We start from the raw sequence: 13,031 nt of genomic DNA on the forward strand, positions 1-13,031 counted from the left end.
AACCTCCTTATTGTTTGAAAACGCTAGACATCGATGCCGAAGACTTTTCTGATGACCAGGCCGATGGCGAAATTAAGCGCAGCGATAGTCAGGCTCAAGCCCGCCATCTCCAGGAACCTCTTTTTAAAATCGAGGTTTTTGGCGACGGAGATATAAAAGGTGAACAAAAAGACGATCAAGAGGGCGCCCAACACAACCCAGCTCAGGCAGGCATAAATATTGGAAAAGATGAAATAGGGCAAGACGAGGATGGTGACCGTCGCGACATAGGTCAGGCCCGTGTAGATGCTGGCCTTCAGCGGACTCTTCGACGTCTTTTCATGCTTGGTGGAAAGATATTCCGCAGAGGCCATGGACAAAGACGCTGCAATACCCGTGATCAACCCGACAATGGCGACGAGCCGGGTCTTTTGCAGCGCCAGCGTAAAGCCTACCAGGGCGCCCGTCAATTCCACGAGGGCATCATTGAGACCCAGGACCATCGAGCTGACATACTGCAGCCGTTCCTCGTCGATCATGCCCAGGAGCCGTTCTTCGTGGTCTTTCTCGTCCCGGATGATCCCGTCGATCTCGCAAGAGACGCTCCGCAATTCCCCGTAATAATCCTGGGCGGCATCCTCTCCCGATTCCAACAACCTCAGGGCGAAATTTAAACCGAGGGTACGGGCCAGGAAAACAAAAAAGAGGGCCTTCGTCCGGTTCGGCTCGACGCCTTCCCCTGTCAGACCCTTGAAAAAATCGTGGTGCCTCAATTCTTCGGCTGCGATCTTCTCCAACACCGCCCTGTGGGCCGGGGCCGCGGCCGAAGCCAGCCGGCTGTAGATGACGTGCTCCGTCATCTCGTTGGACTGAGCCTTCTTTACCTTCGCCTGTAAAACCGCAGTCAACATCTTTTCGTACCGCCTTCCTTTGCCGTCATGCTGCAAATTTTCTGTCCCCACGGGGATAGGGGTAAAAACGGCCTGCGCCTCTCTTTCTATTTAACGCAGAAAAAGACGCATGTCAACACATGACATCCAGGCAAGGACGCTGGGACAAAACGGCGGAAAACAGGACATTCACGCCTGACGGCTTAATCTTTCCTCGAGAAGGGGTATGACGTTGCCGGAAAGCAGGAATGTCTTGATCTTGTCGCTGCGGGAAAGCTCGTGCCTTTTTGGCAAGAGTTCTTGGGAAAGTCTGTCGGCAAGCAGATCTTTCTGAAGGGCGAAATCGGCGGCATCCATCCGCCGGGCTTCTTCGAATGCCTCTAAAACCTTAAACCGCAAAACCGCCTCTTCTTCACCGGTGACAGCCCTCCTGTTTTTCAACTGTCCGATGGCGCGCGCGGCCAATTCATTTTTCCTGCGCTGGAAAGTCTCGGAAGACATGCGTTGCGCACGTTCCAGCAAACGGCAGACGCCGTCCGAAGAACTCGCCTGGCCGATACGGCCCTGCGAAACAATAGGGATGACGCAAGGACGGTAAGCATCCAGGGCCGCAAGCTGATAGGGTTCCAGCCGCCCTTCCACTTCCGCGGCAATCTCCTCAACCCGGGCCTGCGCCTGACGAAGCGCGCCCTCTGCTTCCGTCTTGATCTTATGAAAATGCCTGGCGTCTTCCTTTTCTATGACGACACGGCCCTCCTGGACCTGTTCCTTGATGGCGGCATAAGAATCCGTCAGGCCTGCCTCGGCCGATGCCATTTTCTGTTGCGCGCTGTCGCGAAGCTGTTGGGCTTCCCTGGCCTTTGAGATAATAAATGCCGCCTGGTCCCTGGACAGCTCCAGACCATTCAAAAGGTTAAGGATCTGGATATCTTCACGCAACTCTCGAGAATTCCGCTCCCCCTCCCGGATGCAATAACCTGGCGCCGGCAAGGACAATTCCAGGATGCAGGCAAAAACCAGCATAACGACCATAACATATCTCATAAATCCTCCTCATCCCCTTAGACGTCGGACCCCAAAAAAAGTTTACCCCGTCAGAAACATTATTTTCTGACGGGGTCCTGTCGCCTGCGGAAATCCTTATCGAAAAACAGGCTATTCTTTTGCGACGATCTCCATTTTGACGGGGGCCAACCCCTTCTCAAGCATGCCCATCTGCCGGGCCGCAGCCCGGGACAAATCTATGACGCGGCCGGGGATATAGGGCCCACGATCGTTGATCCTCACGGTCACTTGGCGGCCGTTTCTCAGGTTTGTGACCCTGACAAGGGTGCCCATGGCCAAGCGTCTGTGGGCTGCCGTCATCTTCTCCGGATCAAAAACCTCGCCGTCGGCCGTCTTCTTGCCCATAAAACGCTTCCCATACCATGAGGCGATGCCGGTCATGCTGTAAAGATCGTGGAACTCCATGAGGCCGTAGACAAAGAGGACAACAGCCGTCGTCACAAAAACAATCTTCTGCTCTTCGGAAAAACGGATAAAAATCATAGCCCCATGACCCTATGGATTTTTACTGCCGATAACGGCGCGGCCAAGGGCTGGATGTTCCTCCACGCTGCCGTAGTGAAAAACACAAAAGCCGCCGCTGCCCGACTCCGCGCAAAACCGCATCTGGCGGACAAGGATCCAGGGCGAGGCCGCTAATTTATATGCCGGCACCCCCACCATGACCTTCGTGAAATCAGCAACCTTGCTTTTGGCGTTGCGGACGGATTTTTCGAACTCCTCCGCATCCGGAGAATAACTCATGAATGTCACGAAATCCACAAGCCCTGTCTTCACCCACGACGGCCAATCCTGGAAAGCCTCGGCGTATGCCCGGATATAGGGGGCGCAACCCGTGGCAGCCACGCCGATGCCCGGCCGCATCGCGCGCGTTTTTTCAACGAGCTCCCGCAACAGCTCCGTCACCTGAGTCCGCTTCCACGCCTGCCAGGCCGGATCGTTTTTTCCCGCGATTTCGCGCCCGGTCGCCTTGCGAAAACGCTCCATATTCATAGGCGTATAGCCATAATCAGGGCTGGGATCGGGATAGCGCACATAATCAAAAAGGATGCCATCCAGCTCGGGGTAGGCGGTCAAGATCTCCCCGACGATTCCCGCAAGCTCCCGGCGGACCCTCAGGTCTCCCGGCTCCAGGAAATACTGGCTGTCGATCCTGTAATCCTGCAGCTTCTTCTTGGCATTGAGGTTCCTCGTGAGGATCTCGGGCCCATACTTGTTGAGGAGCCTGGCGTTCTTATTATTGCTGAGGCTCAGCATATTAAGCCACGCATACACACGGATACCGGCTCGATGGGCCTGTTTCATCAAGAGTTTAAGAGGATCTTCGGAAAGGCGGCGTCTGGCATCGTCATAAGGAGCAGGATCTGCTATGGTCGAGGGAAACCAGGCTTGGTTGGCGCGGTAAATCTGCACAAAGAGGATATCCGTGCGTGCCTCTTTGGCAAAATCGATGAGACGGGTTATCTCCTGGCGGCTGGAAAGAACAGGCGGGTCTTGCAAGACAGTGACAAAAAGACAGCGCTGAAAGGCATCTTCGCCGGCCGCAAAAGACGGGCAAAGAAAAAAGACACAGAAAGTAAATAACAAAAATTTTTGTCTCATTGGAGGCCTACCTGTAACGCCCCGGACCCTGCCTGTCACAAACTCCTGCTGATCACGAAGGGTGTCGTCTGAACGGCCCCTTTGTCTTTGTGCCCCGTGGCAGAATGTTCCTCTCTCCCTGTTTGCGCTGTTCGATCTCGACATGTAGCTGTTTGCAGATGATACTCTCTGCTTCTGCCCTCGTCTCGGCCACCTTAAGAAGCTCTTCCTGTAATCTGATTCTCTCGCCCGTTTCTTTCTTTAACTCGATCCACCGGCGCCAGGAATAGACGGCGAACCCGATGCTGATGGACAAGAGGGTCATGACGACCTCGTCCACATAGATGATATGCCGGGGGTGTCTTTCCAGGAATCTCACGATAAAGATGAAGATATCGAAATAATACGAAAGGATAAAGACCAAAAAGGCGAAGAAAAAAAGAAAAAGCAGGTCTTTGCGGGCGTTTGTCGTCATTATTATTTTTTTCATGGGGGCAACCTCAAGAAATGTCCGCCGTCATTTACATGTACATGCCAACTTGCAGAGAGAAACTCCGACCATGGCATAAGCCACAAGCCTGGCGGTTAAGATGACAACCAAGCTGCCCGGGAATACGACGGCACTCAAAAGATGCGAGATGCCGAAAAGCCCGAAAGCAATACCGATATAAAAAGACGCCTTGATCTTGCTCTTGCGGTAAACAATAAGGCCGACGACCCAGATGATGCCGCAAAGAAGTGCATTGATCCCGCTGACAATATGCATACTCCCTCCTTTTTAGTTGGGGGTTATTATACCACAAGGATTCAAAACCCCCTACAGCATGATGCCATAGGGGGTCGAAGACAGGGATCGCGCCTATCTTTTATCTGCGCGGACTTGAGGCCTTGTTTTTCGGGATCGTGATCGTCAAGATGCCGTCTTTGTATTCCGTCGTCATCTGGTTGATCCTGGCGTCCTGCGGCAATAGAAACGTGCTCGTAAAATTGCCGGACCGCGATTCCTGGGCATAGAAATTGCGGCCCTTCTCTGTTCCGCCCTTTGCGGTCTCTCCGGACACGATCAGCTGCCTGCCTTCTGTGCGGACATGGATGTCTTTCTTCTCAAAACCAGGCATGCTGATATTGATGATGTACGCCTTGTTCTTATCGCGAAAACTCTGGCCTGAAGCGGCCGGCGCAGGAAGGTTCAGAAAATCTTTCTGTTCCGGCCCCGAATAAAAACCGGTGTCCTGCATGCGCTGCATCCGTTCCCGCATTATCTCCTGCATCCTGTTCATCTCATCAAACGGCTCCCGGGCCCGCATGTCCATCATGAAAGCGGGATTGTTCTCAAGAGAGCTCGGCATGGGAAACGGTTGATATTGCACGACGACGTTCTTTTGCTGGGCTTTTTCTCCGCTGTGCCTGCCCATCAAATAAGCGTTCTCAAGGAGAAAAGCCGCCGCCAGCACAATAACCGCCCCTAAAATGATTTTGTTTTTCATGCGAACCTCCTTAATTCCGCCTCTGGCGGAATTAGGCCCTCCGCTATGTGGTATTGCGGAGGCCTACCCTTTCTGGGTTAACTCCGCAGCGTAGCTAAACAATTTCTGGCTGCCCGTCCGAGCCCTGCGAGGACTGGGTGCAGACAGAAATTTTTAGCTGTTTACGCAAGGAGTAACGTTTATTTCCTTTAACCTTCCACCTCTGGTGGGATTAGGCCCTCCGCTATGTGGTATTACCTGGCTCAATCGGATGAGCCAGTATGCCGCTTTCTGCGGCATGCGGAGGCCTACCCTTTCTGGGTTAACTCCTCCACCCGGCCTAATCGGATAGGCCGGTGTGCCGCTTTCTGCGGCAGCGTATCTTGAGAATTTATGGCTGCACCTGGCCCCATCTGAAGGGCCACACCTTGCCTTATCTGACCGGCAAGTGCGCCACTTCCTGTGGCGGTGTTCCGCTTCCTGCGGAACCCGCCCCGTTACAAATGGAATTTGTAACGGGGCCCGTCCGAGCTCTGTGAGGACTGGTTGCAGACATAAATTGTCAAGATGCTTACACGAGGAGTAACGTTAATTTCCTTTCTCTAATTTTATAAAACCGCTAAAATTTTGGCAACAAAATTTTGAATGCAGCCTTCTTGCGCTTCTTCGGCATATTCCGTTTGTCAATAAAGCCGCTGCGAGCTACAATTGTCGTATGAAAAAGAATATGAGAACCAGAAGGGTCGCTATTGTGACCGGCGCCGACCGGGGGATCGGGTTCCAGATATGCCGGCAGCTGGGCGAGCTTGGATTTCAGGTCGTGCTCACCTCGCCCGACCCCGGACAAGGCAAAGCCGCGGCTGAAAAACTCAAAAACATGGGCCTCGCCGTCGTCTATCGCGTCCTCGACCTTCTGAACGACAGACAGACAGTCGCCCTTCGCTCCTTCGTGATGAAAAAATTCGGCCGCGTGGACGTCCTCGTCAACAATGCCGGCATTTCTTTGGACGCAGGAATGAGCAAAGTTGAAGGCCTTCTGCGGCGCAGGATCAAAAAGACGCCCAGAAAAATGGACTACGGCGAAGGACCGGGCATTCTTGAGGCCGGCATGAACGTCATGCGCGCAACCCTTGAAGTCAATACACTGGGCGCTTTGAAAATGTGCCAGGCGTTCATCCCCCAGATGATGAAAGCCCGCTATGGACGGGTGATCAACATCTCTTCGACGCTGGGCCAATTGAAGGACATGACAGACGAGGAAAAGGTCCCGGCCTACCAACTCTCCAAAACCGCTCTGAATGCCGTCACAAAGATGGTTGCCGACGCCTGCCGCGGCACAAACGTCGCCGTCAATTCCGTCTGCCCCGGCTGGACCCGCACAGACCTCGGCGGCCCCGAAGCCCCTCAATCACCCGAAGAAGCCGCCAAAGACATCGTCTGGCTCGCCACACGGCCCGATAACGGCCCCACCGGACAATTCTTCCAGCACAGGCGCCGCATCGCCTGGTAGCCGGACTTTCCTGCAAATAAAAAACCGCCTCTTGCGGCGGGTTTCATCACGAAACTCCGGAATCCTCAGGGCCGCGGCGTCAGCTGCCTTCCTGCCTGATGACGCCCCGGGGGCTTATCTCGAAACATTCCCCCACCTTGATTTTATACACCAGAAAACGCTCGGGAATATCTACTTCAAATTCCTTATGGGGCTTGCCGATATGCACCCCGGCCACAACGCGCTCCACGGAAAGCTCGATTTCCCTTTTGCGCAATTCTTCGACGCACTCATCGTAAATCCTGCCCTTTTCGATGATCTCCGCCGTTCCATCCAGGATATATCCTGCCAAAGACCTGACATCCATTAACGTCAAGGAGGCTTCCGGACGGACTTTCAGGTTTTCAAAAGTCCTGCCGATGCTGTAATCGATGAAATAAACCGTCCGGCCGTCTATCTTCAATAATAATTTCGGAGCGGCGTTAGGTTTGCCCGCCTTATCAGCCGTTGCCACGGCAACAAATTCCCTTGCTTTCAAAAACTCCAAGGCTTTGTCTATGATATTCATCGCGTTAACCCGTTTTTCTGCACGCCTCAAGCCATGCGTTAAAAACAGCCGGGAATTTCTCATAGGCCCGCATTTGAGCTTCTGTCCACGATTTTTTGGCCTCGGCCGTATATTTCACGCGGTCCTCAACCGTCTCGTGGATGATCTCTCGAACCGGCTTGACGGCATTCTTGGTCGGACGCAGACCGTCCCAATCCTCATTGACAGGGAAACCCGCTTTTTTAAGACCGCTGTCCCATGTCGCGTCTATCAGGACCCATTGACCTTCGACATGGGCCCGGCAGGCCAGATGTGTCCCCATCGGCAACTCTTTGACGATGCTGCGCAGGTCCGGCGGGTATTTGATGCGCGGGTCGTCCCAGCTGTAAAGATACGTGCAATACCTGACCGGGATACCGAACTTTTGAAAAAACATGCCTAAAAGAAAATGCTTGGGGATGCACGACCCCTTGCCGAGCTCCAGCATCCCTGCCGGGCCCAAAGCCGGGTCTCTCAATTCCGGGACAATGGCATAGGGTATGTCGCGGATATGATCATAGACGGATATCCGGGCCTCTTTCGAGTCCAGATGCGCCGTCCATTGTGAGAATTTAGCCGGAATAATGTCGTCAGGCATGGCGGGATCGAATGCCTTATCTATTTCCTGTTGGGGCGTATCACCCAGTAATCAACGCCCTCTTTGACATTCACCAGATAAAGGCGCCTGTTGCGGGACACGGAATCCCCAAAGAGGCGCATGTAAAAATCGTCGTAAAATTCCGGGGTCTCGATGTAATAGGTATGGCCGCCTCCGGCCTTATTGACCAGCGTCACATCGACGATTGAGATCCTGTCGGGGTCCAAAGACTTGAGATAAAGCAGGTCCTGGGCCTCTTCAAACTGACCGTAAGACTCTGTCTGGACCCTCTGGCGGCCGAGCTTTTTCTCCCGGTCGATGATCTGCGCCATCAATAAGGCCTTGTCATTGGAAGCCACATAGACCGTCAGCTGCCTGGCGAGAGAGGCGATCTCTTCCTTGAACTTTTCGTTAAACTCATTTTTGGATACATCCGGCGCTGCCATGACAACGTGGGCCAGCTCCGCCTCGGCATCCGCGAGATCGCCGTATTGGGTCATTTTCTCAAAAGCCTTGGAGACGACCTGGCAGCCGAGGCTTGAAGATTCAAGCCACAGCCTCTTCGGCTTGACCTCCCGGATGATCCTTGTCAAAAGTTCCCCCAGATACTGTCCTGAAGCTGTTGCGGATCCCCAGGCCCTCTCATAACCCCTGAAGGCGCCCCGGTAGTCACCGGGCCAATCAAAAAGCAAGATCGGCGTATTCACATCGAGAAAATACGCAAAATAAGCGGCCTTGATGGCCGTCAGCTCAAAGCTATCCTGATAGCCGAACACCAGCACAAGCAGCGACTGGTGGGGAGAATTTTCGACAGCAGAAGCAAGGCGTTTCATAAAATCCTCTTCGCCGAACTTCACGACTTCCTCCACGCCGACGTCGCCGCGTTTTTTGAGCCTCTTGGGGACGACCCTGCTTATTTCCAATCCGGGCCGGATACTCGCCTTCAGCGTCCCGGTTGTCAGGCGGTCTTCCATCTTTGACGTAAAACGCAGTTCATCGCCCTCCTGCACGGCCCGGCGGTCCGTCGCATAAAACAACTCGATGATCCTGTAGTCGCCCTGCATCTCGTATGGAAGCCGGTGATAAAGTTTTTCCTGCCAATCGGCAGAATCATCCTTGACAGGGACGGTCGAACACCCGGCCAGCAACAAAAAAATTACAGCTGAAATTTTTCGCATCAGACCTTTCCGGCTTCTTCGCGGATGGCAGCTACTTATGAATCTCCCCCTGCTCACCCTGCCCAAAGCAGGGCAGGCACGGGGTTTCTTACCTCGATGACCCCGCATCGTAAGATATCGTAAAAATTTCTTGCCCAGGGCTGCCGGGCGCCAAATTTTTCCGATACTCGCGGGGTGACCCAGAAAGGGTAGACCTTCCTCATTCCACATAAAGGAAGGGTCTGATCTTCGCCGCATTCTGCGGCTTGATTAAAACCTCTGAAATATTGTATCACAAAGATGGGGCCTCGCGGACTAAAGTCCGTTTTTTGCCGGGCCGCGACAGCCTGTTTTCAATATATCCCTTATCGCCTCTTTATGCTATAGTCAACCCATATTCCCCGGGCAGGCCGGGGCTTGTTTCGGGTACCTCTAAGCGGCCACAACACTCTTGCGCCCTGAAGGGTGGAGCTTTAGGCCGCGCAGAGTCAAATCCGGACGGAGCGTCCTTGCGGAGAAAACGTTCCCGCAATATCAACGAAAGCGCCATGCAAAAAGACCATCTGAAAGGAATAAAGATCGTTTACGAAGACCGCGATATCCTCGTTGTCGATAAGCCGCCCAAACTCCTGACGATGGCCTCGAACACGGAAAAAGAAAGAACCGCCTACCACATCCTGACCGATTATGTGCGCAAAGGCTGCGCCGCATCGCGCAACCGCATCTTTATCGTCCATCGCCTGGACCGGGACACGTCGGGAATCGTCATCTTCGCCAAAAACGAAAGAGCGAAAAACTCCCTTCAGCAACAATGGGACCAGACCGAAAAAAAGTATCTGGCCGTCGTTTACGGCAGCTTCCCGCAAAAATCCGGAGAGATCACGTCCTATCTGGCCGAAAATGCCGCGCACATTGTCTTTTCCACCCGTGACCGGTCTATCGGAAAGCTTTCCACGACCATTTATAAAACCCTCAAAGAGACAAAAGGATTCAGCCTTCTGGAGGTCGATCTGGCAACAGGGAGAAAAAACCAGATCCGCGTCCATTTCGCCGAAAAGGGCCACCCCATCGTGGGTGACCGCAAATATGGTGGAAGAGACGCCATGCACAAGCGCATGGCGCTCCACGCCTATTCGATCTCTTTCCTTCATCCCTGGAACGGCAGGAGAATGATATTAAAGACGCCCGTCCCGGCGTATTTCACGGAACTTGTAGGAGATTTCACTCTTTAGGAACAGCCTCTCGTTAGCTCAACAAAAAGGCCCGCCTATTTTGGCGGGCCTTCTCATAAAAACTCCCCCTGCATGACGATTTCGCAACTGGCTAAAAACAAAGGAAGCGGAAAAAATATTAACTACTGTGCCTGTGCTATTCTATGAATCAATTCGGATAGAAAAGTCTGATACTTAATACCTAAGCGCTGGGCCTTATGTTTGATGTTTGCAAGGTCGTGACTATTCACTCGGATATTTAAAACAGTATCTTTTTTTCTTGCAGCTATAGCTTGAACAATCTGCTCATACTCATTGCGGTCCACAGGAACGAATTCTTCAAGACTATCTTCAATAGCCTGCTCTTCTCTGGTTAATTTAATCTTTCTCATGGCGTTTCCCCTTTTTATAAAGTTTCATTAGTTTTCTGCTTGGATATATCGTTTTTAAAAATATTGCATCTCCCTCTATAATATACGGCACAGCCCATAAATAGCCTTTATGCTCATATACAAAGATTTTCTGATCTTGTCTGCGAGGATGCTTAATAATATCAATGAGTTTCGAAGCTACAATTTCTTCAAATGAAATACCTCTCGTCCGTTTCAGTCGTTCACTTTTAAGCGCATTCCATTTAAGCTCTTTCATAAATACCTTTTGTATATACAAATTGTATTATAAAAAATAAATAAGTCAAGAAAATTTCTAAAAAAATAGCCCTACTCATTTGAATAGGGCTATGCTAAAGATGGCTCCCCCGCGAGGACTCGGCTACTGATGTTTTTTTTGGCTCCCCCGCTCGGGTCGTCGCTCGGTTGCCTGCCTCGCTCAAAAACTCGAACCTCGGACCTGTCGCTCCTCGCCTGCCTACTAAATTTATTCATTAAGGATGTCGGCAGCTCGGTCGCTCCCCATAGGGGAACCCAATGGTTCCCCCTTTGGCGTCGCCCGCCTCGGCCTTCAGCCAAGGCAGGCTCCTGTCACCCCCTCCCTAGCATCCAAACGATATGCTTAAGGGGAAAACGGTCTTTTCCCCTTAATAATCCCCTTTTTAGGTCCTCGATTCGTCTCCCAGAAAGCCAAATAAAAAGGCCCACTAAACTTCAGTGGGCCTTTTTATTTGGCTCCCCCGCGAGGACTCGAACCTCGGACCTGGTGGTTAACAGCCACTCGCTCTTAAGTTTGTTGCTCCCTGCTGTACGCAGGTGGGTTGATATTGGGATCAACCTCTCCCGTTTCTTTTCTATCGAGTCATGCCGGGAGTTCGGACTATCGCTTTGCCGTTTAATACGGCATTCCGTCGCTTAGTCTCTCACGCTGTCCTTTTTTACAGGACTTGCGCCTTGTCACCCACTCCTGGGCCTCCAAGTCAATCAGACGGAATTTAACGTCGGCATTGTTTCCGGAAGTCAGAGAGCCATGCCACTCGCTCCCTGCCTGCCGGCAGGCAGGTACCGACTGAGCTACGGGGGAATAAAGCTATAAAGAACGGAAAATCCACCCTGAAGGGGTGGAAAGATTATATGCGAAAAAAAGACGAGCGTCAAGGAGCGCTTTATATCTCCCTGTGCCCCTTCCATGGCCCGCGCCAGGGTCGCGGGGTCTGTGTATTCCAGGTTGAAACCCACAGGCGGGCCGAGGCCAGGGCCGGGGATTTCTGCGCTCCGATTAAAATTTAAACCTTTTTACCGTAACATACGTGACGGTAAAAATCCCCGCCTCTATCAGGATCGTCGATAAGGCGGCGCCGATATAAGAAAAGGAATATATCAAAAGGAACATGAGCGGCAGGCCTATCATGGCCATGACCACGTGTATCCTTGAATAGATATGCGTCTTGCCGCACACCAAAAGAAACTGGACGCGGAAGGCATTTGCGCTTATAAAAAATACGGCAATAAGCAGCATCCTGAATGAGAATACCGACGCATGATAATCTCCGCCGCAGACTATCCTCACGAAAAAATGCGCGAATATAAATATCAAAGGCAACGTTATCAAAGAGATATTGATGGTTATCTGCTGCACGTGCCACATTATCTCATACGCCTTTCTTTTGTTCCGGTTGAATATCTTGCTTAAACGTGGAAAAAGCGCCTGAGAAAAGGAAGACAGCGGAAATGTCTGAACAAAATTGGCCATCTTCTCGGCGATGGAATAGAACCCTGTGATCGTGTTATTTGTGAGAAGACCGATACAAAAAATACGCGTCGTCGTGTAGGCATTTATCGCTACGTTGGAAATAAAGATGTCCCACCCTGCCTTCATCTGTTGCCGAAAATTTGCATATTTCGGAAAATGGAACGACACGCCGAAATGCCTGAAAACCCTATATTGTCCAAGTATGCCTGTCGCCAGAAATACTGCGGAATTAATAAGCGGGACCATAAGATAGTCCTGCGGTTCGGCTACGAACGAGAATATGAGAGCGGTGTATAATATGCCGCCGAGTATATTCAAATCAGCGATGTGCTTCATTCTTTCCGTGCCCTGGAAGAACCATAGGGGGAAAAGCGTGCTGCCGGCTACGGTGCCGAAACTGAACACGTAGACCATCCAGTCGCTTCTGAACTTGGGAACGGCGAATACGATGCCTGTCATCAACAACAAGCTTAAAAAGGCCAGGGCTATCTTCGCCGTCATCACAGACGAGAAAACCGAACATATCTTTGCGTGCTCGTCGTGGCAGAGCGAGATCTCTTTCGTGGCCGAGATGCTGAACCCGTAATCCGTCAAGATCATGAAGTACTGGACAAAGGCCTGCGCAAAAGAAATCAAGCCGAACTTTGCCGGCCCTATGGCCCTAAAAAGGTAGGGAAAAATAATGACGGGCAAAAGATATGTCACGGCCTGGAGGACGGATAAGGAAGTAAAATTTCTCATGACCAGCATGAATTCTTCCGGATCCACCAATTTAGCCGCCTTCTTGATCATCCTTATTATGAAAAGCATAGGTCTAACCTACCACCCTTGACCAGCGGTGGTCAACATATTGTGATATAATCTTGC

16 protein-coding genes and 1 tRNA gene are annotated in these 13,031 nt (G+C 51.9%); 2 read left to right on the forward strand and 15 right to left on the reverse strand.

What is annotated here, in order from left to right; genetic code table 11:
* Positions 1-23: 23 nt before the first annotated feature.
* The 7 genes from BU251_RS06300 to BU251_RS06330 all read right to left on the reverse strand — a co-directional run bounded on the left by BU251_RS06300 (position 24) and on the right by BU251_RS06330 (position 5,002).
* Positions 24-890: a VIT1/CCC1 transporter family protein gene (locus tag BU251_RS06300; protein ID WP_128700209.1), complete on the reverse strand. Its 867-nt coding sequence runs from the start codon at positions 888-890 to the stop codon at positions 24-26.
* Between the two features lie 168 nt (positions 891-1,058).
* Positions 1,059-1,913, reverse strand: coding sequence for a hypothetical protein (locus tag BU251_RS06305; RefSeq protein ID WP_128700210.1), 855 nt, complete (start codon positions 1,911-1,913; stop codon positions 1,059-1,061).
* Positions 1,914-2,024: 111 nt separating this feature from the next.
* Positions 2,025-2,417: a septal ring lytic transglycosylase RlpA family protein gene (locus tag BU251_RS06310; RefSeq protein ID WP_128700211.1), complete on the reverse strand. Its 393-nt coding sequence runs from the start codon at positions 2,415-2,417 to the stop codon at positions 2,025-2,027.
* Positions 2,418-2,429: 12 nt separating this feature from the next.
* On the reverse strand, positions 2,430-3,536 hold the full coding sequence (locus tag BU251_RS06315) for a glycoside hydrolase family 10-like protein (protein WP_164908894.1): 1,107 nt from the start codon (positions 3,534-3,536) through the stop codon (positions 2,430-2,432).
* A gap of 52 nt (positions 3,537-3,588) precedes the next feature.
* On the reverse strand, positions 3,589-4,005 hold the full coding sequence (locus BU251_RS06320; RefSeq protein ID WP_128700213.1) for a hypothetical protein: 417 nt from the start codon (positions 4,003-4,005) through the stop codon (positions 3,589-3,591).
* A 27-nt stretch (positions 4,006-4,032) separates the two neighbouring features.
* Positions 4,033-4,281, reverse strand: coding sequence for a hypothetical protein (locus tag BU251_RS06325; protein WP_128700214.1), 249 nt, complete (start codon positions 4,279-4,281; stop codon positions 4,033-4,035).
* A gap of 100 nt (positions 4,282-4,381) precedes the next feature.
* Positions 4,382-5,002, reverse strand: a complete 621-nt coding sequence (locus BU251_RS06330) for an Hsp20/alpha crystallin family protein (RefSeq protein ID WP_128700215.1) — start codon at positions 5,000-5,002, stop codon at positions 4,382-4,384.
* Positions 5,003-5,708: 706 nt separating this feature from the next.
* Between BU251_RS06330 and BU251_RS06335 the strand changes: the two genes are divergently transcribed.
* On the forward strand, positions 5,709-6,491 hold the full coding sequence (locus BU251_RS06335; RefSeq protein WP_128700216.1) for an SDR family NAD(P)-dependent oxidoreductase: 783 nt from the start codon (positions 5,709-5,711) through the stop codon (positions 6,489-6,491).
* A 79-nt stretch (positions 6,492-6,570) separates the two neighbouring features.
* Here BU251_RS06335 and BU251_RS06340 read toward each other — a convergent pair whose 3' ends face one another.
* From BU251_RS06340 to BU251_RS06350, 3 genes are read right to left on the reverse strand one after another with little or no spacing between them, the layout of a single operon-like run.
* Complete coding sequence (locus BU251_RS06340) at positions 6,571-7,038, reverse strand: pyridoxamine 5'-phosphate oxidase family protein (RefSeq protein ID WP_164908895.1); 468 nt, start codon at positions 7,036-7,038, stop codon at positions 6,571-6,573.
* Positions 7,039-7,042: 4 nt separating this feature from the next.
* Complete coding sequence (locus BU251_RS06345; protein WP_128700218.1) at positions 7,043-7,654, reverse strand: hypothetical protein; 612 nt, start codon at positions 7,652-7,654, stop codon at positions 7,043-7,045.
* Positions 7,655-7,674: 20 nt separating this feature from the next.
* Positions 7,675-8,832 (reverse strand): alpha/beta hydrolase, encoded by a 1,158-nt coding sequence (locus BU251_RS06350; protein ID WP_164908896.1) that lies wholly within the window; start codon positions 8,830-8,832, stop codon positions 7,675-7,677.
* A gap of 488 nt (positions 8,833-9,320) precedes the next feature.
* Between BU251_RS06350 and BU251_RS06355 the strand changes: the two genes are divergently transcribed.
* Positions 9,321-10,043, forward strand: coding sequence for an RluA family pseudouridine synthase (locus BU251_RS06355; protein WP_320416943.1), 723 nt, complete (start codon positions 9,321-9,323; stop codon positions 10,041-10,043).
* Between the two features lie 122 nt (positions 10,044-10,165).
* Here the strand turns inward: BU251_RS06355 and BU251_RS06360 are convergent, their stop codons facing one another.
* From BU251_RS06360 to BU251_RS06375, 5 genes are all read right to left on the reverse strand, one after another.
* Positions 10,166-10,414, reverse strand: a complete 249-nt coding sequence (locus BU251_RS06360) for an antitoxin (protein ID WP_128700220.1) — start codon at positions 10,412-10,414, stop codon at positions 10,166-10,168.
* The gene (locus tag BU251_RS06365) at positions 10,401-10,670 is read right to left on the reverse strand and encodes a toxin (RefSeq protein ID WP_128700221.1); all 270 of its coding nucleotides are present in this window, start codon (positions 10,668-10,670) and stop codon (positions 10,401-10,403) included. Before BU251_RS06365 ends, BU251_RS06360 begins: the two co-directional genes overlap by 14 nt.
* A 473-nt stretch (positions 10,671-11,143) precedes the next feature.
* Positions 11,144-11,231, reverse strand: a tRNA-Asn gene (locus tag BU251_RS06370).
* Between the two features lie 254 nt (positions 11,232-11,485).
* Positions 11,486-11,650 carry a hypothetical protein gene (locus BU251_RS09630; protein ID WP_420885786.1) on the reverse strand — a complete coding sequence of 55 codons (165 nt, stop codon included), beginning with the start codon at positions 11,648-11,650 and terminating at the stop codon, positions 11,486-11,488.
* Positions 11,651-11,690: 40 nt separating this feature from the next.
* Complete coding sequence (locus BU251_RS06375) at positions 11,691-12,974, reverse strand: flippase (RefSeq protein ID WP_128700222.1); 1,284 nt, start codon at positions 12,972-12,974, stop codon at positions 11,691-11,693.
* Positions 12,975-13,031: the final 57 nt, after the last annotated feature.

Source organism: Candidatus Velamenicoccus archaeovorus (assembly GCF_004102945.1).
GTDB lineage: Bacteria > Omnitrophota > Gorgyraeia > Velamenicoccales > Velamenicoccaceae > Velamenicoccus > Velamenicoccus archaeovorus.